The sequence below is a fragment of the Pseudomonas sp. FG86 genome (assembly GCF_057808775.1).
Genome location: NZ_JBMDIS010000012.1, coordinates 57,790 through 80,445, shown reverse-complemented (window position 1 = coordinate 80,445; position 22,656 = coordinate 57,790). Strand labels below are relative to the sequence as shown.

The 22,656-nt window shown below is 61.3% G+C and carries 21 protein-coding genes; 10 read left to right on the top strand and 11 right to left on the bottom strand.

What is annotated here, in order from left to right; translation table 11 throughout:
- Positions 1-57 precede the first annotated feature (57 nt).
- From ACODSV_RS10970 to ACODSV_RS10955, 4 genes are all read left to right on the top strand, one after another.
- On the top strand, positions 58-1,383 hold the full coding sequence (locus ACODSV_RS10970) for a TRZ/ATZ family hydrolase (protein ID WP_150056198.1): 1,326 nt from the start codon (positions 58-60) through the stop codon (positions 1,381-1,383).
- 70 nt (positions 1,384-1,453) lie between these two features.
- Positions 1,454-2,152, top strand: a complete 699-nt coding sequence (gene ubiG, locus ACODSV_RS10965) for a bifunctional 2-polyprenyl-6-hydroxyphenol methylase/3-demethylubiquinol 3-O-methyltransferase UbiG (RefSeq protein WP_024074149.1) — start codon at positions 1,454-1,456, stop codon at positions 2,150-2,152.
- Positions 2,153-2,156: 4 nt separating this feature from the next.
- A complete protein-coding gene (gene mupP / locus ACODSV_RS10960) occupies positions 2,157-2,828 on the top strand; it encodes an N-acetylmuramic acid 6-phosphate phosphatase MupP (protein WP_069075512.1) in 672 nt (223 codons plus the stop codon).
- Between the two features lie 76 nt (positions 2,829-2,904).
- Positions 2,905-3,645: a YciK family oxidoreductase gene (locus tag ACODSV_RS10955; RefSeq protein ID WP_024074147.1), complete on the top strand. Its 741-nt coding sequence runs from the start codon at positions 2,905-2,907 to the stop codon at positions 3,643-3,645.
- 121 nt (positions 3,646-3,766) lie between these two features.
- Here ACODSV_RS10955 and ACODSV_RS10950 read toward each other — a convergent pair whose 3' ends face one another.
- From ACODSV_RS10950 to ACODSV_RS10925, 6 genes are read right to left on the bottom strand one after another with little or no spacing between them, the layout of a single operon-like run.
- A complete protein-coding gene (locus tag ACODSV_RS10950) occupies positions 3,767-5,281 on the bottom strand; it encodes an ABC transporter substrate-binding protein (RefSeq protein WP_024074146.1) in 1,515 nt (504 codons plus the stop codon).
- Positions 5,263-6,282, bottom strand: a complete 1,020-nt coding sequence (locus ACODSV_RS10945; protein WP_102624377.1) for an ABC transporter ATP-binding protein — start codon at positions 6,280-6,282, stop codon at positions 5,263-5,265. Before ACODSV_RS10945 ends, ACODSV_RS10950 begins: the two co-directional genes overlap by 19 nt.
- The gene (locus ACODSV_RS10940; protein WP_150055479.1) at positions 6,279-7,235 is read right to left on the bottom strand and encodes an ABC transporter ATP-binding protein; all 957 of its coding nucleotides are present in this window, start codon (positions 7,233-7,235) and stop codon (positions 6,279-6,281) included. The genes ACODSV_RS10945 and ACODSV_RS10940 overlap by 4 nt, the downstream gene beginning before the upstream one ends.
- Positions 7,232-8,089, bottom strand: a complete 858-nt coding sequence (locus tag ACODSV_RS10935) for an ABC transporter permease (RefSeq protein ID WP_024074143.1) — start codon at positions 8,087-8,089, stop codon at positions 7,232-7,234. The genes ACODSV_RS10940 and ACODSV_RS10935 overlap by 4 nt, the downstream gene beginning before the upstream one ends.
- On the bottom strand, positions 8,086-9,033 hold the full coding sequence (locus tag ACODSV_RS10930; RefSeq protein ID WP_024074142.1) for an ABC transporter permease: 948 nt from the start codon (positions 9,031-9,033) through the stop codon (positions 8,086-8,088). Before ACODSV_RS10930 ends, ACODSV_RS10935 begins: the two co-directional genes overlap by 4 nt.
- 3 nt (positions 9,034-9,036) lie before the next feature.
- Entirely contained in the window at positions 9,037-9,924 is an 888-nt protein-coding gene (locus tag ACODSV_RS10925; protein ID WP_024074141.1) for a proline iminopeptidase-family hydrolase, read from the bottom strand.
- A gap of 183 nt (positions 9,925-10,107) precedes the next feature.
- Between ACODSV_RS10925 and ACODSV_RS10920 the strand changes: the two genes are divergently transcribed.
- The gene (locus ACODSV_RS10920) at positions 10,108-10,872 is read left to right on the top strand and encodes a LuxR family transcriptional regulator (RefSeq protein ID WP_024074140.1); all 765 of its coding nucleotides are present in this window, start codon (positions 10,108-10,110) and stop codon (positions 10,870-10,872) included.
- A gap of 93 nt (positions 10,873-10,965) precedes the next feature.
- Positions 10,966-11,898, top strand: a complete 933-nt coding sequence (locus ACODSV_RS10915; RefSeq protein ID WP_024074139.1) for a proline iminopeptidase-family hydrolase — start codon at positions 10,966-10,968, stop codon at positions 11,896-11,898.
- Between the two features lie 283 nt (positions 11,899-12,181).
- Here ACODSV_RS10915 and ACODSV_RS10910 read toward each other — a convergent pair whose 3' ends face one another.
- Positions 12,182-13,684, bottom strand: a complete 1,503-nt coding sequence (locus ACODSV_RS10910) for a nucleobase:cation symporter-2 family protein (RefSeq protein ID WP_024074138.1) — start codon at positions 13,682-13,684, stop codon at positions 12,182-12,184.
- A 159-nt stretch (positions 13,685-13,843) separates the two neighbouring features.
- On the opposite strand from ACODSV_RS10910, the gene ACODSV_RS10905 reads away from it, so the two are divergent.
- Positions 13,844-14,677: a nucleoside-binding protein gene (locus ACODSV_RS10905; protein ID WP_150055695.1), complete on the top strand. Its 834-nt coding sequence runs from the start codon at positions 13,844-13,846 to the stop codon at positions 14,675-14,677.
- A 54-nt stretch (positions 14,678-14,731) separates the two neighbouring features.
- On the opposite strand, the gene punC is transcribed toward ACODSV_RS10905, so the two are convergent.
- Positions 14,732-15,928, bottom strand: a complete 1,197-nt coding sequence (punC, locus tag ACODSV_RS10900) for a purine nucleoside transporter PunC (RefSeq protein ID WP_150055696.1) — start codon at positions 15,926-15,928, stop codon at positions 14,732-14,734.
- Positions 15,929-16,050: 122 nt separating this feature from the next.
- Here punC and punR point away from each other — a divergent pair, with 122 nt between their 5' ends.
- The gene (gene punR, locus ACODSV_RS10895; protein WP_024074135.1) at positions 16,051-16,965 is read left to right on the top strand and encodes a DNA-binding transcriptional activator PunR; all 915 of its coding nucleotides are present in this window, start codon (positions 16,051-16,053) and stop codon (positions 16,963-16,965) included.
- Positions 16,966-17,144: 179 nt separating this feature from the next.
- On the opposite strand, the gene ACODSV_RS10890 is transcribed toward punR, so the two are convergent.
- A complete protein-coding gene (locus ACODSV_RS10890) occupies positions 17,145-18,314 on the bottom strand; it encodes an aspartate aminotransferase family protein (RefSeq protein WP_150054321.1) in 1,170 nt (389 codons plus the stop codon).
- Positions 18,315-18,417: 103 nt separating this feature from the next.
- Here ACODSV_RS10890 and ACODSV_RS10885 point away from each other — a divergent pair, with 103 nt between their 5' ends.
- Positions 18,418-19,323, top strand: coding sequence for a LysR family transcriptional regulator (locus tag ACODSV_RS10885; protein WP_069077374.1), 906 nt, complete (start codon positions 18,418-18,420; stop codon positions 19,321-19,323).
- Here ACODSV_RS10885 and ACODSV_RS10880 read toward each other — a convergent pair.
- Entirely contained in the window at positions 19,320-19,943 is a 624-nt protein-coding gene (locus ACODSV_RS10880; RefSeq protein WP_150054320.1) for an HAD family hydrolase, read from the bottom strand. The two genes, ACODSV_RS10885 and ACODSV_RS10880, sit on opposite strands and share 4 nt — an antisense overlap.
- Positions 19,944-20,132: 189 nt before the next feature.
- A complete protein-coding gene (gene fabV, locus ACODSV_RS10875; protein ID WP_024074130.1) occupies positions 20,133-21,326 on the bottom strand; it encodes an enoyl-ACP reductase FabV in 1,194 nt (397 codons plus the stop codon).
- A 375-nt stretch (positions 21,327-21,701) separates the two neighbouring features.
- Here fabV and ACODSV_RS10870 point away from each other — a divergent pair, with 375 nt between their 5' ends.
- Positions 21,702-22,526, top strand: coding sequence for an aspartyl/asparaginyl beta-hydroxylase domain-containing protein (locus tag ACODSV_RS10870; protein ID WP_024074129.1), 825 nt, complete (start codon positions 21,702-21,704; stop codon positions 22,524-22,526).
- Positions 22,527-22,656: the final 130 nt, after the last annotated feature.

Here is a 22,656-nt window from a genome sequence, read left to right as displayed (position 1 = left end):
CAGGACGCTCGGGTATACTTCGCGCTTCTTTTATAGCTGCCCAGGAAGAAGCCTTCGATGACCCCCAATGCCGCCCCGCTCGACTTATTGCTACTGCCGACCTGGCTGGTACCTGTCGAACCTGCCGGCGTGGTGCTCAAGGAGCATGCCCTGGGCATCCGCGATGGGCGCATTGCCTTTATCGGGCCACGGGCGACGGCCTTGAAGCTTTCGGCCCGTGAAGTCCGCGAGCTGCCGGGCATGCTGCTCAGCCCAGGCCTGGTCAACGCCCACGGGCATGCGGCGATGAGCCTGTTTCGCGGCCTGGCCGACGACTTGCCACTGATGACCTGGCTGGAAAAACACATCTGGCCCGCCGAAGCCAAGTGGGTCGACGAAGCCTTCGTGCGCGACGGCACCGACCTGGCCATCGCCGAACAGCTCAAGGGCGGCATTACGTGTTTCTCGGACATGTACTTCTACCCCAAGGTCGCCAGCGAGTGCGTGCACAACAGCGGCATGCGCGCACAGATCGCGGTTCCGATCCTCGACTTCCCGATTCCCGGCGCCAGCACCGCCGATGAAGCCCTGCGCCAGGGCATCGAGCTGTTCGGCGACCTCAAGCATCACCCACGCATCAGGATCACCTTCGGCCCCCACGCCCCCTACACCGTGAGCGATGCCAACCTGGAAAAGATCCGGGTGATCGCCGAGGAGCTGGACGCCGCAATCCATATGCATGTGCACGAAACCGCGCATGAGGTGCAACAAGCGGTGGAGCAGACCGGCGAACGCCCGCTGGCACGCCTGGGCCGCCTCGGCCTGCTGGGCCCGCGCTTCCAGGCCGTTCACATGACCCAAATCAGCGAGGATGACCTGGCTTTGCTGGTAGAAAGCAACACCAGCGTGATCCATTGCCCGGAATCGAACCTGAAACTGGCCAGCGGCTTCTGCCCGGTGGAGCGTCTGTGGCAGGCTGGCGTCAACGTGGCCATCGGCACCGATGGCGCCGCCAGCAACAATGACCTGGATCTGTTGGGCGAAACCCGCACGGCTGCAATGCTGGCCAAGGCCGTTGCCGGCTCGGCCACCGCGCTGGACGCCCATCGCGCCCTGCGCATGGCGACCCTCAACGGCGCCCGGGCCCTGGGCCTGGAGAGCGAGATAGGTTCGCTGGAAGTCGGCAAGGCAGCGGATATCGTGGCCTTCGATCTTTCAGGGTTGGCGCAACAACCGATCTACGATCCGGTCTCACAACTTATATATGCCACCGGACGCGATTGCGTGAAACACCTTTGGGTCGCCGGCAAGCAGTTGCTCGACGACCGGCAATTGACCCGCATGGATGAACAACAGTTGACCGCCACGGCCATTGCCTGGGGTAAACGCATCAGCGGGCACTAAGCATAACGCCGGTGCTGAACCCGTGCGTTCAGCACCGACAAACCGATTTATCCGTTTTAGAGGATGCACCATGAGCAACGTTGACCACGCCGAAATCGCCAAATTCGAAGCCTTGGCGCACCGCTGGTGGGACCGCGAAAGCGAGTTCAAGCCCCTGCACGACATCAACCCCCTGCGGGTCAACTGGATTGACGAGCGCGTCAACCTGGCCGGCAAGAAGGTGCTGGATGTCGGTTGCGGTGGCGGCATCCTCAGTGAAGCCATGGCCCAGCGCGGCGCGACCGTGATGGGTATCGACATGGGCGAAGCGCCGCTGGCCGTGGCCCAGTTGCACCAGCTGGAGTCCGGGGTGAGCGTGGAATACCGCCAGATCACTGCCGAAGCCCTGGCCGACGAGTTGCCCGAGCAGTTCGACGTGGTCACTTGCCTTGAGATGCTGGAACACGTGCCGGACCCGTCCTCGGTGATCCGCGCCTGCTTCCGCATGGTCAAGCCGGGCGGCCAGGTGTTCTTCTCCACCATCAACCGCAATCCCAAGGCTTACCTGTTCGCGATCATTGGCGCTGAATACATCATGAAGCTGCTGCCGCGCGGCACCCATGACTTCAAGAAATTTATCCGCCCGTCCGAGCTGGGTGCCTGGAGCCGCCAGGCCGGGCTGACCGTCAAGGACATCATCGGCCTGACCTACAACCCGCTGACCAAGCACTACAAGCTGGCCAGCGACGTCGACGTCAACTACATGATCCAGACCCTGCGCGAGGAGTGAGCCTGTGAAGTTGCGAGCGGTTCTCTTCGATATGGACGGTACCTTGCTGGACACCGCGCCAGACTTTATCGCCATCTGCCAGGCCATGCGCGCTGACCGCGGCCTCGCGCCGGTCAACGACCAGCACATCCGCGATGAAATTTCCGGCGGTGCACGGGCGATGGTCGCCGTGACCTTCTCCATGGACCCGGAATCCCCAGGCTTTGAAGAGCTGCGCCAGGAATTCCTGGAGCGCTACCTCAAGGGCTGCGCGATTCACAGCGCGTTGTTCGACGGCATGGCCGAACTGCTGGAAGACATCGAGAAGTCCAAGCTGATCTGGGGCGTGGTCACCAACAAGCCGGTGCGCTTTGCCGAACCGATCATGCAGCAACTGGGCCTGGCCGAGCGGTCGGCGTTGCTGATCTGCCCGGACCACGTGACGAACAGCAAGCCGCACCCCGAGCCGCTGATCCTGGCGTGCAAGATGCTCGACCTGGACCCGGCCAGCGTGCTGTTCGTGGGCGATGACCTGCGCGACATCGAATCCGGCCGCGATGCCGGCACCCGCACCGCAGCGGTGACCTATGGCTATATCCACCCGGACGACAACCCACGTCACTGGGGCGCGGACGTGGTAGTGGATCACCCGCTGGAACTGCGCAAGGTGCTGGATAACGCGCTGTGCAGTTGCTGATGGCTCACTCGCTCTACTGACTAAGGAAGATCCAATGTGGGTGTTTGCAACCTACTGAATTCTGTCGAGGCTTTTTATGTTTGATTACTCTGCACGTCCAGAACTGCTCAAAGGCCGGGTCATCCTGGTGACCGGTGCGGGTCGCGGGATTGGCGCGGCGGCAGCGAAAACCTACGCGGCCCATGGCGCCACCGTGCTGTTGCTGGGCAAGACCGAAGCCAACCTGGCCCAGGTGTATGACGAGATCGAAGCCGCCGGCCACCCACAACCGGTGGTCATCCCGTTCAACCTGGAGACCGCCCTGCCCCATCAATACGATGAGCTGGCCGCGATGATCGAAAAAGAATTCGGCCACCTCGACGGCCTGCTGCACAACGCCTCGATCATCGGCCCACGTACGCCGATCGAGCAGTTGTCCGGCGAGAACTTCATGCGGGTGATGCACATCAACGTGAATGCCATGTTCATGCTGACCAGTACGCTACTGCCCCTGCTCAAGCTGTCCCAGGATGCGTCGGTGGTGTTCACCTCCAGCAGCGTCGGGCGTAAGGGCCGTGCGTATTGGGGGGCTTACGGCGTGTCGAAATTCGCCACTGAAGGCCTGATGCAAACCCTGGCCGACGAGCTCGACACGGTTGCGCCCGTACGGGCCAACAGCATCAACCCGGGCGCCACGCGCACCAGCATGCGGGCCCAGGCGTACCCAGGGGAAAACCCGGCGGATAACCCGGCACCGGAAGCAATCATGCCGGTGTACCTGTACCTGATGGGGCCGGACAGTACCGGGATCAATGGGCAGGCGTTCGACGCGCAGTAAAACCAAATGTGGGAGGGGGCTTGCTCCCGATGGCGGTGGGTCAGCCACAGATACAGTGACTGACACCCTGCCATCGGGGGCAAGCCCCCTCCCACATTTCGATTGCGGTGTTCTCTGGACCTTAGTTTTTCACCACTTCCTCAAGGGTGAAGCGTCCCAGTGGGTTTTGCAGGAAGTTGCTCACATTCTTGCGCGAGATGTTGATGTACGGGCTGTAGTACAGGTCGATCCAGTTCACATCCTGTTTCGCCAGTTTCTGCAGGTCGATATACATCTGCTCACGCTTGGCCGGGTCGGCCTCGATGCGGGCCGCGGCCACCAGCGCCTTGACCTGGTCGTTCTTGTAGCGGGTCATGTAGTTCTGGTTGGTGTCGTGGCCCAGTACGAAGGTGGTCTTCTGGTCCGGGTCGAGGATGTCGTTGGTCCAGTACATCACTGAAATATCGTAAGTACCGTCCACCAGCATCTGCCAGCTTTGAGTCGGGTCGACTTTCTGCAGGTTGGCGGTGACGCCGACCTTGGCCAGTTGATCCTTGATGATCACCGCAATCTGCTCGTCGGCCTCGTTACCGGCGTTGACCACATAGTTGAGCTTCAAGTCCTTGGCGCCGGCATCGGCCAGCAGCTTCTTGGCGGCGGCGGGGTCATACGGGCGCTGCAGGTTGTTGGCGTAGTGGTACAGCGAGCCTTTTGGAATGTAGGAATAGGCCACGGTGCCTTGACCGTAAGTGGCGGTCTTCACCAGCGATTGTTTATCGATGGCCATGTCCAGTGCCTGACGCACTTCCGGCTTGGCCAACAGGCCGTGCTCGTGGTTGATCAGCAGGTGGTCTTCACGGGTCGACGGGTCGGAGTGGATCACCACGTTCTTGTCTTTTTTCAGCTCTTCCACCCGGGAGAACGGTACAAAGATCGCCGTGTCCAGCTCGTTGTTCTGCACCATGCGCATGCGCGTGTTGTCGTCAGTGACCGAGACCCACTCCACGCCATCCAGGCTCACGTTCTTGGCCTGCCAGAAGTTCGGGTTCTTTTTCAGGATCACCCGATCGCCCTTGCGCCATTCGTCCACGGTAAACGCACCGGAGGTCACCGGGTTTTCCGCGTAGGCGTCTTCGCCCATCTTGGTCATGGCTTTTTCCGACAGGATCGATACCGTCGGCGACGCGAGTTGCGAGAGGAAGGCGACCGCAGGGGTTTTCAGCGTCACGACCAGGGTTTTGGGGTCGGTGGCCTTGGCCGTATTGATCAGGCTGAACGGGTCGCTCCACAGCGAAGCCTTGTTGTCGCGGATACGCAACAGGCTGAACGCTGCATCCTCAGCGGTGATCGGCGAGCCGTCGGAGAACTTCGCCTCGCGCAGTTTGAAGGTGTAGGTCAGGCCGTCCTTGGAGATATCCCAGCTTTCGGCCAGCCCCGGTTCCATCTTGGTCCCCAGGTTATCGACACGCACCAGGGTGTCGTAGACGTTGGCGAATACCCAGGTGTCGCGGTTTTGCGCACTTTTGATCGGGTCAAACGTGGTGCTGTCTTCACGGCAACCGATGGTCAGTACGCCGGCGGCCTGGGCCAGCCCGGCAGTGAGGGACCAGGCGGTTAACGTCGCAGCAGCGAGCAACTTCAAGTGGCGGGATTGCATGTCATAACTCCTTGTTTATGGACGGCAGAAAGGGTCAACGGTTCTTCAAGCACGCAACTGTACCGATGCTCGTGCAGGAAATGGGTCGGCGGCAACACCATGGAACACAGGGCCTTGGCATACCGGCAACGCGGGTGAAACGCACAGCCGGTGGGCACATTCAATGGGCTGGGTGGCTCACCCGGCAAGGGTTCCGTAGGCAATGGCCGATGCGGATCGATCTCCGGGATCGCCTGGATCAGCGCCGCCGTATACGGATGGCGCGGCGAAGTGAACACCGCCTCCACCGGGCCCTCCTCGACGATCTTGCCCAGGTACATCACCGCCACGCGGTCGCACAGGCGGCGCACGATGGCCAGGTCATGGGCGATGAACAGGATCGCCAGGTTCATGCGCTGTTGCAGTTCCAGCAACAGGTTGATGATCTGGCCCTGGATCGACACATCCAGCGCCGCCACACACTCATCAGCGATGATCAAACGCGGCTCCACCGCCAGCGCACGGGCGATGCCCACGCGCTGGCACTGGCCGCCGCTGAGCGCGCCGGGTTTGCGCTCGGCGAGTTCGGGACGCAGGCCGACCAGGTCGAGCAGTTCGTTGACGCGAGCCGGAATCTGTTGCGCGGGGACCTTGCGTTGCACCCGCAGCACCTCGGCAATGGTTTCGCCAATGGTGTGGCGCGGGTTCAGCGCGGCATACGGGTCCTGGAAAATCATCGCGGTTTCATGGCGCAGCCGGGCGATATCGATGGCGCTGCCGTGGGCCATATCAATACCATCGAACAACACTTGGCCGGCGCTGATCGGGTTGAGGTGCAGAATCGCACGGCCCAGAGTGCTCTTGCCGCTGCCGGATTCGCCCACCAGGCCGAGGGTCTCGCCCGCCGCCAGGTTCAGCGATACCCCGTTCACCGCCCTCACCCACTGCTTGTTCAAACCCAACACGCCAGTGCCAGACGCGGCAAAGCGCACCTCCAGGTCTTTGATCTGCAACAGGCTCATGGCCGATCTCCCAAAGGATAGTGACAGGCCACACGCGAGCCTTCAGGCAGCTGCTGGGTGCATAGGTCGCCGACCTGCGGGCAGCGTGGGTTGAAGCGACACCCGGCAGGCAACGCATCCAGCAGCGGCGGCTGGCCTGGGATGGTGCGCAGCAACGCATGCCCGCTGCTGTGGGCAGGCTGGCAGTCGATCAGCCCAGCGGTGTAAGGATGCCGGGGGTGGGCCAGCAGGTCGTATTTGCTGCCGTGCTCGCACAGGCGACCGGCGTACATCACGGCGATGGAGTCGCAGGTCTGCGCCACCACGCCGAGGTCGTGGGTGATCATGATGATCGACAGGCCACGCTGGTCGCGCAGGTCCAGCAACAGGCGCAGGATTTGCGCCTGCACAGTCACATCGAGGGCTGTGGTCGGCTCATCGGCGATTAACACCTGCGGGTTGCAGCCCAGGGCCACGGCGATCATCGCGCGCTGGCGCATGCCGCCGGAAAACTCATGGGGATAGTTGTCGACCCGCGCCTGGGGATCAGGGATCCCCACCTGGCGCAGCACGTCGATGGCTTGCAGGCGCGCGTCTTTCTTCGACGCACCTTGATGCAGGCGAATGCCCTCGGCGATCTGCTCGCCAATGCGCATCAGCGGGTCGAGGTGGCTGCTGGGGTTCTGGAAGATCATGCCCAGTTGCCCGCCACGCACTGCGCGCATGCCGGCGTCATCCAGCTGCAACAAATCGCGACCGGCCAGGCGCACCGCCCCGCCTTGCACCCGCAGGTTGGGCGACGGCAACAAGCGCATCAGCCCGCGACAGGCCATCGTCTTGCCCGAGCCGCTTTCACCCACCAGGCCGAGGATTTCACCTTCGGCCAGGTCAAAGGACACACGATCGACCAGGGTGACATCACGCCCGGCGTTATGGGCGATCACACTCAAGTCCTGTACCTGAAGCAGGCTCATGTTCGATCCCCCAGCACTTGCGCCACACCGTCGGCCAACAGGCTGAAGCCCATGGCCAGGGTCACGATGGCCAGGCCCGGGAAGGTGCAGAGCCACCAGGCCGTGGTGATAAAGGCCTGCCCTTCGGCCACCATGGTGCCCCATTCGGCGGTTGGCGGTTGTACACCCAGGCCGAGGTAGCTCACCGCCGCCCCATTGAGCAGCACCAGCACGGCGTCAGACATGGAAAACACAATCGAGCCAAACAGGGCGTTGGGCAGCAAATGCCGAAACAGGATGCGCCCGTGGCCAAAGCCCAGGCTCTTGGCCGCCAGGGCAAAGTCGCTTTCCTTGAGCACCAGGATCTGCGAGCGGATCAGCCGCGCATACGACACCCAGCCCACCAGCGCCATGGCGATATAAAAACTCTTCAAGCCCGGGCCGAGGATGGCCATGATCGCCAACATCAATACCAGGAACGGGAACGCCAGGACCACGTCGATCACGCGCATGCAGAAATTGTCGAAACGCCCGCCGATGTAGCCGGAAACCGCACCGACAAAGGTGCCGATCATGAACGGGAAAATCACCCCGACAATGGCCAATTGCAGGTCAATGCGCGCGCCCCAGATCACCCGCGAAAGGATGTCACGACCATAATTGTCCGTGCCAAACGGATGGGCAAGGCTTGGCCCCAGCAGGCTCAGATCCGTGTTCTGCGCAATCGGGTCATAGGGCGCGATCCACGGCGCGAACAGCGCCAAGGCAAACCACGCCAACAGAATCGCCAGGCCCCACGCGGCGGTCAGCCGGCCATTGCGAAAGCCAAACCGCAAGCGCAAGCGCCAGGGCACAATCAACGAGCGGCTGTTCATTGCATTTTCACCCGTGGGTCGAGGGCGACGGTCACGACATCCGCCACAAAGTTGACCACCACCGTCGCACAGGCCAGCACCATGGCCACCCCCTGCACCACCATGTAGTCGCGGGTAAAGATGCCACGGACCAGCAACTGGCCGATGCCGGGAATGGCGAACAGGCTTTCGATCACCACCGTGCCGCTGATCAACCAACCAATGTTCACCGCCAGCAGGTTGACCGCCGGCACCAGGGAGTTGGGCAACACATGCCGGCGAAACACCGCAGCCTCCGACAACCCACGGGCGCGGGCGGCGGTGACATGGTCGGCCTGCAACTCCATCAACATGCTCGCCCGCAGGTTGCGCACCAGCACCGCGGACAACGCCAGGGCGATGGTCAGGCATGGCAGGACCATATGGTGCGCCTTGTCCAGCCAGGTGCGGCCGTAGCCCGACACCGGGAACAAGCCCCATTGCACGCTGAGCAACAGGATCAGCATCAAGCCCAGCCAGAATGCCGGCATGCCCAGGCCGACCGTGGTGAATACGCGGATCAGGTTGTCGGCCCAGCCACCTTTATGCCGCGCCGCCAAGGTCGCCAGCGGTATCGCGATCAACAGCGCCAGCACCACGCTGCCAAGGACCAGCACCAACGTCGGCTCGATGCGGGTGACGATCAGCTTCAGGGCATCGACCTTGTACAGCAGCGATTGGCCGAGGTCGCCCTTGAGCAGGTTTTTGAGAAAGTAGAAATATTGCAGCCACAACGGCTGGTCGAGGCCGAACTGCGCGCGGATTTTCAGCAAGGCGTCCGGGGTGCTGCGCGAACCCAGCAGCGCGCGGGCAGGGTCGCCGGGAATCGAGCGTACCAGCACAAAGGTGATCAGGCTGATGCCAAACAGCACCGGCAGCAATTGCAGGGGCCGGGACAGTACAAAACGGTAGCGCGCCAGGTTCATTCGTCAGCCTCGATGGCGAGCAAGAAAGTCCAGCAGCACCGGGAAGTACGCGTGAGGCTCTTCATAAAAGGGCATATGGCTGCTGTTGGGGAACACATGCAGCTCGGCGTGGCGAGCCGCCAGCTTCATGCGCATGGCGCAGGCCGGGGTCAGTTCATCGTGCTGACCGGTGGTGATCAGCATCGGCATCTTGAAATCGGCCATCTCGGGGATGCGGTTCCAGTCCTTGAGGTTGCCAATATAGAGAAATTCATTCGGCCCCTGCATGGTTTCGTACGGCCCCATGTTCCAGTCATCCAGGGAGCGCTTGACCGGTGCCGGCCACTCGTCCAGACGACACACGTGGCGGTAGTTGAGCAAGGTGATCGCCGCCTGGTACTGCGGGTGGTCCAGGGTGCCCATGGCTTCATGGCGTTGCATCATCGCCACGGTTTCGCTGCCCAGGGCGCCGCGCAGGCGTTCCAGTTCCTGGGACAGGTGCGGGATGTCGCCGACGGTGTTTTCCAGGATCAGGCTTTTCAGGGCGGCGGGGTAATGGATAGCGTATTCGATCGCCAGCCAGCCGCCCCAGGAATGGCCGAGCAAATGCACACGGCCCAGGCCCAGGGCCTGGCGCACGGTTTCGACTTCTTCGACATAACGGCGGATTTCCCACAGGGAAACATCGGTCGGTCTGGCTGAAGCGCCAGTGCCAAGCTGATCGAATGCAACCACTCGCAGGTTATGGTCTTTGAGCCAGCCATGGGCGTCACGCAAGTAGTCACACGGCAGGCCAGGACCGCCGTTGAGGCACAGCAGCACCTCATCGCCGTCACCAAAGCTGTAGGCCACGAGGTTATGGCCGTCGACTTGCACGTTGTACTGCTGGTCGGGGGCAATTTCACGCCACATGCATACATTCCTTGTGTTGTATCGGCCTGGCGGGTAGCGGCCGTTAATCAGGCCAACACTACCGAGGATGCCGTGTGTCCATAACCTAGTATTTCTTATAGGTTTGGCCTGGCAGTCCTTCGCCGGGGCGTGGCATTCTACTTGCCGCAAGTCGAGATTCAAATGAATTCGGGAGCAGAACGGATGCTGGCCAAGCTAACTGCGTTCAATAACCGTCTGATGCCGGGCAGGAGCCTGGATGAACAGATGGACAATACGTTCGACCTCGCCCAGCAGTTGGGCTTCGATGCGCTGGTGTATGACTACACCCCGGTGCCCATCGACCTCAATGGCGAGCTCATCACCCCCTCCGTGCTGGAATTGCGCAACACCCCACCCGACTGGCATGCCTTGTGGTGCAGCGAAGGGTTCTACCAGATCGACCCCGTGCAGCACTTGGCCTTGAGCACGGTTTCGCCGTTTGTCTGGTCCTATGACGCCAAAGCCCAGACCGCCCTGCAGCAGATCATCGACCCCTGCCACGCGCCCGTGTCTTCTTACCTGCATGACCGCCAGCTGACCTGCGGCGTCAGCGTGCCGATCCACCTGCCCCGCGGCGGCTTTGCCTCGCTGACCGGTCTGCGCACCGGCAAGGCGAGCGTGGTGCTGCGGGATGCGCAGCAGACTCTGTCGGATTTCGCCCTGATTACCCATGCCTTGCAGGAAGCGGCCTACCCATTATTCAGCAAGGAGCTACGTGCCTACCCGCATATTCGCCTGACCAAACGTGAGCGCGAGTGCCTGAAATGGGCCGCCGATGGCCTGACCGCCGCCGAAATCGCCACCCAATTGAGCCGTTCCCTGGCAGTGGTCACCCTGCACCTGGCGTCGGCGATGCACAAATTAGGGGCAAAGAACCGGGTCCAGGCAGTGGTTCGCGCAACCCACTATCGCTTGCTGGAAGACTGAACCTTCGGCAAAACCTAGCTGTTTTGCTAGTTACCTAAACATCGCGTGCCGATTATCGTGTCCCTGATCCTTTTTTTCAGAGCAGGGTACGAAATGGAATTCATCGAAAAAATCCGCGAAGGGTATGCGGCCTTTGGCGCTTACCAGACCTGGTACCGCATCACTGGCGACCTGACCACCGGCCGCACACCGTTGGTGATCATCCATGGGGGCCCCGGCTGCACCCATGACTACGTCGACGCCTTCAAGGACGTCGCCGCCAGCGGTCATGCCGTGATCCACTACGATCAACTGGGCAATGGGCGCTCCACCCATTTGCCCGACAAAGACCCCTCCTTCTGGACCGTCAGCCTGTTCCTCGATGAGCTGAACAACCTGCTGGACCACCTGCAAATCAGCGATGACTACGCGATCCTCGGGCAATCCTGGGGCGGCATGCTCGGCAGTGAGCATGCGATCCTGCAACCCAAGGGCCTGCGCGCCTTCATCCCAGCCAACTCGCCCACCTGCATGCGCACCTGGGTCAGCGAAGCCAACCGCCTGCGCAAACTGCTGCCCGAAGGCGTGCATGAAACCCTGCTCAAGCATGAAGCCGCCGGCACCTACCAAGACCCGGAATACCTCGCCGCCTCGCGGATTTTCTATGACCAGCACGTGTGCCGGGTCAACCCCTGGCCTGAAGAGGTAGCCCGCACCTTCGCCGCGGTCGATGCCGACCCGACGGTGTACCACGCCATGAGCGGCCCTACCGAGTTCCACGTGATTGGCAGCCTGAAGGACTGGAACGTAATCGGCCGCCTGTCGGCGATCAAGGTGCCGACCCTGGTGATTTCCGGCCGGCATGACGAGGCGACGCCGCTGGTGGTCAAGCCGTTCCTGGACGAAATCGCGGATGTGCGCTGGGCGCTGTTTGAAGACTCCAGCCACATGCCCCATGTGGAAGAGCGCCAGGCGTGCATGGGCACGGTGGTGAAGTTCCTGGATGAGGCGTGCTCGACGCCGCACACAGCCCTCAAGGCTGGCTGAGGTAAAAATGTGCAGGGCCACTTAGCGCTGTCGCTCAGCAAATTGGAATATCCCTGTGGCGAGCGGGCTTGCCCCGCGTTGGGCTGCGAAGCAGCCCCCATAAGGCCAACTGCGTTTATCCAGGCATATAAAATCGCCAGGTTTTAGGGCCGCTTCGCAGCCCAACGCGGGGCAAGCCCGCTCGCCACAGCAAGTCCGCTGGCCACAACATGCCCGCTCGCCACAATCAGCCAACTTACCTCAACTAGCCCACTGGCCACTGCAGCTCGCCCCCTCCTACCGTCTAGACGTCGCTGGTCTCCGGCCTCGCGGCTTTGTTCGACACCTGCGCCACCAGTGGAATCTCCTGACCCTGTGCATCAAACAACTTGCCGCCGCTGAAGTAATCCCCCTCGCGCAAGGCCGCCACATCCTGGAAACACAAACTGCGCTCCGTCCCTGCCACGAACACTGATTGCTGGTCTGAGTTACCGGCGGTGATGTGGTTGAACGCCAGGTTCAGCAGGATCGCCATGATCGCCGACGAGCTGATGCCCGAGTGGAAAATGGTCGCGAACCAGCTGGGAAAATGATCGTAGAAACTCGGCGCAGCGATGGGGATCATGCCGAAACCGATGGACGTGGCGACGATGATCAGGTTCATGTTGTTGCGGTAATCCACCTTGGACAGCGTGCGAATACCACTGGCCGCCACGGTGCCGAACAGCACGATCCCGGCACCGCCCAGTACCGAGGTCGGTACGGCCGCAATGACACGCCCCATGAAGGGCAGCAGGCCGAGAATCACCAGGAACAGCCCACCGGTCGCCACCACAAACCGACTCTTCACCCCCGTTACCGCCACTAGGCCGACGTTCTGGGCGAATGCACTTTGGGTGAACGACCCGAAGATCGGCGCGAACATGCTCGACAGCATATCGGCACGCAGGCCATTACCGAGGCGTTTGGAGTCGACCTTGGTGTCGATGATCTCACCCACCGCCAGGATATCTGCCGAGGTTTCCACCAGGGTCACCATCACCACGATACACATGGAAATGATCGCCGCCACATGAAAGGTCGGCATGCCGAAATGGAATGGCGCGGGGAAACCGAACATCGGCCCCTGGGTGACACCGGAGAAGTCGGCCATGCCCAGCAATACCGCAATGAGCGTGCCGATCACCATCGCCAGCAGGATCGACAACCGCGAGATAGTCGCACTGCCGATCTTGCTCAGCAGCAACACCAGCACCAGGGTCAGCGCGGCCAGGCCGATGTTCGGCATGCTGCCGAAGTCGGCTGCGCGGCTATTGCCGCCCATGGCCCACCGCGCCGCGACGGGCATCAGGGTCAGGCCGATGGTGGTGATCACGATACCGGTCACCAGCGGTGGGAAAAACTGGGTGATCCGCGAGAACACCGGGGTAATCAATAGCCCGATCAAGGACGCCGCCATCACCGCCCCCAGAATCGCTGGCACCCCGCCAGCGCCATCACTGCCGACAATCGCCACCATGGTTGCCACACCGGCAAACGACACGCCCTGTACCAGCGGCAACTGGCAGCCAAAAAACGGCAGGCCAAGGGTTTGCAGCAAGGTGGCCAGGCCACCGGCAAACAACGACGCGGCGATCAACAGGCCGATATCCGCCGGCGACAACCCAGCTGCCTGGCCGACGATCAACGGTACGGCAACGATGCCGCCGTACATGGTGAGCACATGCTGCAGGCCGTAAGCCAGGTTGGCGGCGACGCCAAGATTCTCATCTTCTGGCCGCTGCGGTGACGCCTTCGGGATAGTCATGGTGAGGGGTTCTCTGTTTTTGTTGTGCGGCCACTGTATGCAATGTAAGGACTGGATGTCCATAGAGTTGTATACAATCAATCGAACAAGATACCCTCCATCGGCGTTACAAAAACAATCCGGCCGACATGAGCCAGAACGCCAAAGGACACTACAACAATGAAAAAGGCACTACAGGGCGCAACCGTGGCATTGACGCTCCTCGGCGGCGGGGAGGCCGTCGCGATGGAATGGATGAACAACAGCGTAGGATTTCGCTACGGCCAGCAGTTCACCAATCCGAACAACCCCGATGCATTCAGTAAACGCATCTACAGCTTTACCCACGCCAGCGGCTACCAATACGGCAGTCACTTCCTGAACCTGGATGTGTTCCTGTCCGACAGCCGCGACCCGCGCAAGGGCACCGACCACGGCGGCAGTGAGGTGTACGCGGTGTATCGGCACCAGTTGTATGCCTCTCGCGTCTTCGATACGCCGCTGGGTACCGGGTTGATCAAGGATTACGCCTTCACCCTGGGCTTCGATGCCAACCGCAACAACAACTTCGCCTCAGCCAGGAAACGCGCACTGGTGCTCGGCCCGACCTTGAAGTTCAACACCGTCGGCGTGCTGGACCTGAGCCTGATGTACTACAAGGAACGGAACCACACCGGCATTCCCGGCGCGAAAGAGTCAAACCACACGTTTGACGACACTTACCTGCTCAACCTGACCTGGATGCGCCCGTTCGAGATCGGCAACCATGGGGCCAAGTTCCAGGGGTTCATCAACCACGTCGGAGACAAGGGCGAGGACTTCCACGGCCGCGATACCGCAGCCGAAACCTTGCTGCGCACCGCGCTGATGGTGGCGGTGCGGCCGGGTAAAAGTGTTAAGCCGAACCTGTACCTTGGGGTGGGCTACGAGTACTGGCATAACAAATTCGGTGTGGATGGCGGCCGGGGCAGCCGCACATCGACGCCGACGGTGAATATGGAAGTGACCTTCTAGGGGGAGTCAAATGCAGGAGGGGGCTTGCTCCCTCCCACAGACTGAAACGCAGTGTCACTTCAGGTTCAGATCCGTTGCCAGTTCCGAGCGGCCTGCTTTCGGCCGCGCCAGCCAGTAACCCAGCACCGCCAACGGCGCAGTCGCCAGCATCACCAGTGCCGTGATCAACAGCGGCTGCTCGAGCATCGACGACACCACCAGGCTGCTGAGAAAGCACAGCCCCAATTGCAGGGTATTTTGCAGTGCTGCGGCCTTGCCGGAATTTTCTGCAAAGGGCATCAGCGCATTCGCCACCACGATCGGATAGCTGGCGCCATTGACCAGGGCCATCAGGCAGAACGGGATCAGCAAGGTGGTCAGGGTCGGCACGGTCAAGGTGGCGACCAGGTACAACGCCACCATGCTGATGCAATAGGCCACCAACAACCACGGCAGCAGCGTCTTGCCCTGGAAACGCTGCAAGGCGCTGCGGCAACTGTAGCCACCGACCAGGAAGGCGAGGGTCGGCAGCACATAGCTCAAGCCGATGTCATTGGGGCTGTAGCCCATGTCGCCGAGGATGAAGGGCGACGCGGTCAGCCAGGCGAAAAAACTGGCCGAGCACGCCGCAAAGATCATGACGTTGCCGGTGAATACCCGAGAGCCGAGCAACTGCCCGTAGCCCAGGCGCGCAGGCTCGCCTTCTGCGGCAGGGCGTTTGGGCAAGGCACGTAGGAATAACGTAGGCAGCAGCAACAGCAGCGAGACGCCCAATAACACCGCGAAAATCGCCTGCCAGCCAAAGTGATTCAACACCATCGCGCCCAACAGCGGGGCCAGGGCCGGCGACAATGACATCAGCGGCATGATACTGGCGAATACACGGTGGGCTTTGTCAGCCGGGTAACGGTCAATCACCAAGGCCTGCCAACTGACCGCGGCGGAACACACGCCAATCGCCTGGATAAAACGCAAGGCCAGCAGCTGCGGCGCCGTCTCGACCCAGAACATCCCCGCGCAGCCCAGCACGAACAGGCTCAGGCCGGTGACCAGGATCGGTTTGCGCCCGAGTCGGTCAGACAACGGCCCCCACAGCAACTGCCCCACCGCAAAGCCGGCGAGGAAAATACTCAGGCTGGCGCCCACCGCGCCGGCGCCGATCTGCAATTGCTCGCCCATGGCGCCAAACGCCGGCAAGTACATGTCCATGGCGAGGTAACCGAGCATGCTCAGCCCCGCCAGATACCAGGTGAAACCAAAAGAGTTTTTCATTGAAGCCTTATAGATCCTGCCATCAAACTATTTGCTGACTGCCGCTCATTATGAAGCTGGCAACATCCCTGTGAAGCGATAATAATTGGATACATCTATCAATATTTTTGAAGGCAGTGTGTATGTGGTCCGAATACTCCCTGGATGTGGTCGATGCGGTCGCGCGCCACGGCAGCTTCAGCGCTGCGGCCCAGGAACTGCACCGCGTACCATCGGCCATCAGCTATACGGTGCGCCAACTGGAAGAGTGGCTGGCCGTGCCGTTGTTTGTGCGGCGCCATCGCGATGTCGAACTCACCCCTGCTGGCCGTCTATTTATAGATGAAGCGCGCGGCGTGATGAAAAAAATGCTCGGCACACGGCGCTTGTGCCAGCAGGTGGCCAACGGCTGGAGCGGCCAGTTGAAGGTCGCGGTGGATTCCATCGTCAAACCCCAGCGTTGCCGGCAATTGGTGCTGGATTTCTATCGACAGTTTCCCGAGGTGGAATTGCTGCTGGAATACGAGGTGTACAACGGCGTGTGGGACGCCCTGGCCGATGAACGTACCGACATTGTGATCGGCGCCACCAGCGCGGTGCCGGTGGCCAGTCACTTCACCTTTCGCGACATGGGGCTGTTGAACTGGCTGTGCGTGGTCAGCAGCCAGCATCCGCTCGCCGGCATCGAAGGCTTGCTCAATGACGACCAACTGCGCCCCTTCGCCTCGCTGTGCATGACCGATACGTCACGCAACCTGCCCAAGCGCGACACCTGGACCCTGGACAACCAGCGCCGCCTGGTGGTGCCTAACTGGGCCTCGGCGATCGACTGCCTGCGCGATGGCCTGTGCGTTGGCATGGCGCCAGCGCATCAAGTGCTGCCCTGGATCGAACGCGGTGAGCTGGTGGCCCTGCAATTGAGCCGCCCCTTCCCCGCCAGCCCGTCGTGCGTGGCGTGGGCGCAGAACAAGGTGTCCCCCGCCATGCGTTGGTTGCTGGAGTACTTGGGCGACACCGAGACGATGAACCAGGAGTGGTTGAATGGGAGTGACCGTTGAAGATCACCGGGATCCGTTGTGTGGGGGGCCAGTCCGTCAAGGTTTTTTGTAGGAGCGAGCTTGCTCGCGAAAAACTCATAGGCGCCGCGTCCATTCAGGAAGCACGCGCTATCGTTGACGTTTTTCGCGAGCAAGCCCGCTGGCGATGTACGCTTAACTGACGGGCATCAGATCCCATTTCAATCCAGTAAACGCGTGATGGCGCGCACGATCATCTCGACCTCCTTGGCCTCCAGGGTCAGCGGCGGCAGCAGCCGAATGACCTTGCCCCGCGTCACATTGATCAGCAGCCCATGCTCCTGGGCGGCACGCTGGGCCAGGTCGCGATAAGGGCTGGCCAACTCGATCCCGATCATCAGGCCTTGCCCGCGAATCGCCAGCACTTGCGGATGCTCATTCAATTCCACCCGTAACCGCGCCAGCAGGCGCTCCCCCTGTTGCGCGGCGTTCTGCAACAGCCCCTGCTCTTCGATAATGTCGAGCACGGTGCAGCCGACGCGACACGCCAGCGGATTGCCGCCAAAGGTACTGCCGTGACTGCCCGGCGTGAACAGCTCGGCCACGTGAGCCCGAGCCAGGCACGCGCCGATGGGCACGCCGTTGCCGAGGCCTTTGGCCAAGGTCATCACGTCTGGAACAATGCCTTCATGCTGAAAGGCAAACCAAGCGCCAGTACGTCCGATGCCGGTCTGGATTTCATCGAGCATCATCAGCCAGCCATGGCGCGAGCAGTGATCGCGCAAGGCTTTCAGGTAACCCGACGGCGCGACCATCACGCCGCTTTCGCCCTGGATAGGCTCCAACAGGACAGCGGCAATACGCGGGCCGAACTGCTGAGTCAGCGCCTCCAGGGCTGCCAGGTCGCCAAAACCCACCTTGAGAAAATCCCCCGGCAAACGCTGGAAGCCCAGGCGTACCGACGGTCCGTCACTGGCAGCCATGGTGCCGAGGGTGCGGCCGTGGAAGGCGTTTTCCATCACCACCACCAACGGCTGCTCGATGCCCTTTTTCCAGCCATGCAGGCGCGCCAGCTTCAGTGCCGTCTCATTGGCTTCGGCACCGGAATTGTTGAAGAAAGCGCGGTCCAGGCCGGACAGCCGGGTCAGGCGCAGGGCCAGTCGTTGTTGCCAGTCGATGCTGTAGAGGTTGGAGGTGTGCAACAGCAAGCCGGCCTGTTCGCTGATGGCTGCTACCAGTTTTGGGTGGGAGTGCCCAACGTTGGTCACCGCCACGCCCGCCACCGCGTCCAGGTATTCACGCCCCTGCTGGTCCCACAGGCGCGTGCCCAAGCCACGGGTAAAGCTCAGGGCCAGGGGTTGGTAGGTGGTCATCAGGCAGGCGGCGGTCATGGTGGCAAGCTCCAGGGCATGGTGGGGACGATCCCAGTATCGTTAGCCACCTGAGCTGGATAAACTGCACTTTCCTGCAATGACTTTGAATCAGGGCTTGATAATGGATTTATTCCAGGCGATGTCGGTGTATGTGAAAGTGGTCGAGAGCGGCAGCATGACCGCCGCCGCCCACGCCTGCGGAATGTCGACCACCATGGTCGGCAACCACCTGCGCGCGCTCGAGCAACGGCTGGGAGTCAGCCTGCTCAAGCGCACCACGCGCAAGCAAAGCCTGACGGAGTTCGGTGGGCAGTATTACCAGCGTTGCCTGGAAGTGCTGGGGTTGGTGGCCGACTCCGAGCAATTGGCCGAACAGGCCCACAGCGACGTCCCCCGCGGCACCCTGCGCATCACCGCGCCCCCCGCCTTCGGCACCGAACGCCTGGCACCGGCCTTGAGCGAGTTCTCCCGGCGCTACCCGCAGATCAAGCTGTACGTGGTGCTCAGCAACCAGCGCATGGACCTGGTCGACAGCGGTTTCGACGTGGCGATCCGCCTGGGTGAACTGGAACCCTCGAGCTTGATCGCACGGCCCATGCAGGATTACACCATGACCCTGTGCGCCTCGCCGGATTACCTGGCGCGACACGGCATGCCACAGGTGCCCGAGCATCTGCAACAGCATGACTGCCTGGCATTCGCCTACCCGTCGACCGACGATTGGCGCAACGCCGACAAACTGTGGCGCATGACCGGGGATGAGGGCGAGGTGGAGATTCCAGTATCGGGCTCGTTGACCATCAACAGCTCGCAAGCCCTGCGCCAGGCCGCAGTGCAAGGCATGGGCATCGTCATGCTGCCGGATGCCCTGGTGCAGCCCGACCTGCAAACCGGCAAGCTGGTGGCCCTATTGACCACCTACCAACTGCCGAGCCGCCCCATGCACCTGCTGTACCCCCAGGATCGCTATCGCCTGCCCAAGTTGCGCGCCTTTGTGGATTTCGTCATGGAACAGTGGGCGCGCTAGAAGCCCACGCCCAATTCCCGCAAGCGGGCGGCCGTGCGTTCGGCGGACACATGATGAATGCCCTGCCAACCCAAGGCGACAGCCGCCTCGATATTGCCGGCGATGTCGTCGATGAACACCACTTCGCTCGGCTGGATATCCGGCAGATGAGCACGCACCTGGGCGAGGCTGGCGTGATAGATCGCGGCATCCGGCTTGATCAGCTTCAACTCGCCGGAGACCACGATGTCGCGAAAACACTGCAGGAACAGGTAGTTAGCCCGCGCATAGGGGAACGTCTCGGCCGACCAGTTGGTGAGCCCGAACAGCGGCATGTCGGCGTGATGCAACGCCTCGAGAATGGCCACGCCCTCCGGTAATGGGCCGCGCAGCATTTCATGCCAGCGGTCGTAATAGGCCGTGATCAAGGTTGCGTGCTGGGGGTATTGCGCGACCAGGCTGCGCGTAGCCTCGGCCAGGGTACGACCCGCGTCCTGCTCGGTGTTCCAGGCCTGGGTACAGATGGTGTCGAGGAACCACTGCCGTTCGTGATCGTCGGCAATCAGCTTGCGGTACAGGTGGTGCGGGTTCCAATCGAACAGGACACCGCCAAAATCAAAAACGACTGCACGAATCGTCATCAGATCCTCCGTTAGCGTGAGTTGATAGCCGATGGAGTCTGGCAGATCGATGGCGGCAGCGGCAAAGGCTTAACACACAACGAATGTGGGAGCGGGCTTGCCCGCGATTGCAGGGTGTCAGCCGAAACATCCAGCACTGACAAACCGCGATCGCGGGCAAGCCCGCTCCCACATTTTTTTCGAGCGTGTTTAGGCTTGGACCAGGCCGTTGATCTTAACGGTCGGATTCACGTCAGCCTCGTAGTCCACGCCATCGATCTCAAAGCCGAACAAGCGCAGGAACTCAGCCTTGTAGCCGGCAAAATCGCTGATCTCGTTGACGTTGTCGTCGGTCACCTGGTTCCATAGTGCTGCCACGGCGTCTTGGACCTTCGGCTCCAGTTCGGCCAGGTCGGCGCGCAGGCGGCCGTCGGCGTCGAGCTTCGGCTGGCTGCCGTACAAGCTGTCCTTGAACAGGCCGTAGACCTGCTCGATGCAACCTTCGTGGGTGCCCTGCTCTTTCATCACCTTGAACAGCAACGACAGGTACAGCGGCATGATCGGGATCGCCGAGCTGGCCTGAGTCACCACCGCCTTGAGTACCGACACACGAGCGTCGCCCTTCAGCGCAGCCAGGTTGTCGCGCAGGGTCAGGACTTTCTTGTCCAGGTCCTTCTTGGCTTCGCCGATGGAACCGTTCCAGTAGATGTCCTGGGTCAGCTTCTCACCCAGGTAGGTGAACGCAGTGGTCTTGGCGCCTTCGGCCAGTACATCGGCGTCACGCAGGGCGTCGATCCACAGCTGCCAGTCTTCGCCACCCATGACTTTCACGGTGCCGTCGATTTCTTCCTGGGTCGCCGGTTCCAGGGTGGTGTCGACCACGACGCCCTTGTCGGTGTTGATCCCACGCAGGGTCACGGCTTTGCCGATCGGCTTGAGGGTGGAGTTGTGCACCACGCCCTGCGGGTCGGTACGGCGTGGCGCGGCCAGGCTGTAGACCACCAGGTCGATCTTGCCCAGGTCTTTCTTGATGGTGTCGATGGTCAGGCGCTTGATCTCGTCGGAGAACGCATCACCGTTGATGCTCTTGGCGTACAGGCCTTTTTCGACGGCAAACTTCTCGAACGCGGCGCTGTTGTACCAGCCGGCGGAACTCAACTTGCCCTCTTCGCCTTCTTTCTCAAAAAACACGCCCAGGGTGTCGGCACCGCAGCCAAACGCGGCACTGATGCGCGCAGCCAGGCCATAACCGGTGGAAGCACCGAGGACCAGCACCTTTTTCGGGCCGCCTTCGATGACGCCGTGTTGAGTCACGTAGTCGATCTGTTCCTTGACGTTCGCTTCACAGCCAACAGGGTGAGCGGTCACACAGATGAAGCCACGAACCCGCGGTTTGATGATCATAAAATTTCTGCCTCTTCCAAGGTGCCGAAGGCCAATGGTGGCCATTCAACTTCAATCGTACCGGTCTATGACGTCCAAAAAACCGAAGCGTCACGATAGTCGCAAATCTTCTGTTTACAAAATCCAATCGGCGCCGCGCTTTTCTGCGCATCCCTGCTAACGTTCGGGGTATCGCCACGCGTCCTGCGCCGTTTTCGCAGCAAACGCTAATCGTGAAAATTTGTTCAATCCCTTCACAATTTTGCAATATTTAAAACGCCCAACCGACTGATAACGCCTTATCATGGCGGGGTTGTTTCAATATGTTTCAAAACCCCACCACTCGCAGCCACGGAACCGTACCTGTCGAATGGCGTCCAGCTGGAGCTGAGTTTCATGAGCAAGTCCGCGTTACGCAAGAAAGCAGTGTCGATCGCCTGGGTGCTCGGCGTGCTGCTGTTTATTTTCCTGTTCCCCCTGACCACGGCGGTCTTCCTCGGCCTGGTACTGGTCTGCGGGGTCTATGACTTCCTGCGTAACGGCTTGTATGACCGCGATACCTTCAAGAAATACTTTATCGGCAGCGGCCGCAATACCTGGCTGCTGGCGCCGTTCAACACCCTGTTCGACCTGCTGAGCAGCCGCAATCGCCATGTCTACACGATGCGCGACCTGCCGCCCGCCTGGCGTGAAGACCTGCAACAGGTGATCAACGATGCCATGGCCCACAAGGATGAAATCATCGGCTACCTGGACGAGCGCATGGCCGAGAAGAAACGCGGCATGCTGTTTTTCCAGTGGTATGGCCGCCCGATCGAAACCACCCTGGACATCCCGGAACTGCGTAAAAAGCTGCCGTTCGTGAAGACCATCGGGGTTTCGGTGTTCAACGAAAACCGCTCGACGTCCTTTCACTTCGGGCCCCTGCGCATGATGTTCCGGGTGCTCTACAACATGGCGCCGGCGCCTCACCATGACGGCGTGTATATCCAGGTCGGCAAGCACAAGCATTACTGGCACGACGACCCGCTGTTTATTTTCGATGACACGTTGATGCATGCGTCCTTCAACAAGAACGACGCAAAACGTTACTGCCTGTTCATTGATATCGTGCGGCCGACCTTGCTGCCCTCGGTCCTCAACGCCGTGATCGCGGGTTTTGCCGGCCTGGTATTCACCCTGCGTCGGGTTTTCTACAAAAACTGGAAGCTGATTCAGTAAGTTCTGCGGCATGATGGTGCTGGACGGTGTTTGCGCCCTGCCCGCGAGGCGGCCAGAATAACCGTCTCGTGCGACCGAATTCGGCGCCCACCATTCTCAAGCCATCGCCCCGCTGAAGGGCGCGGTGGCT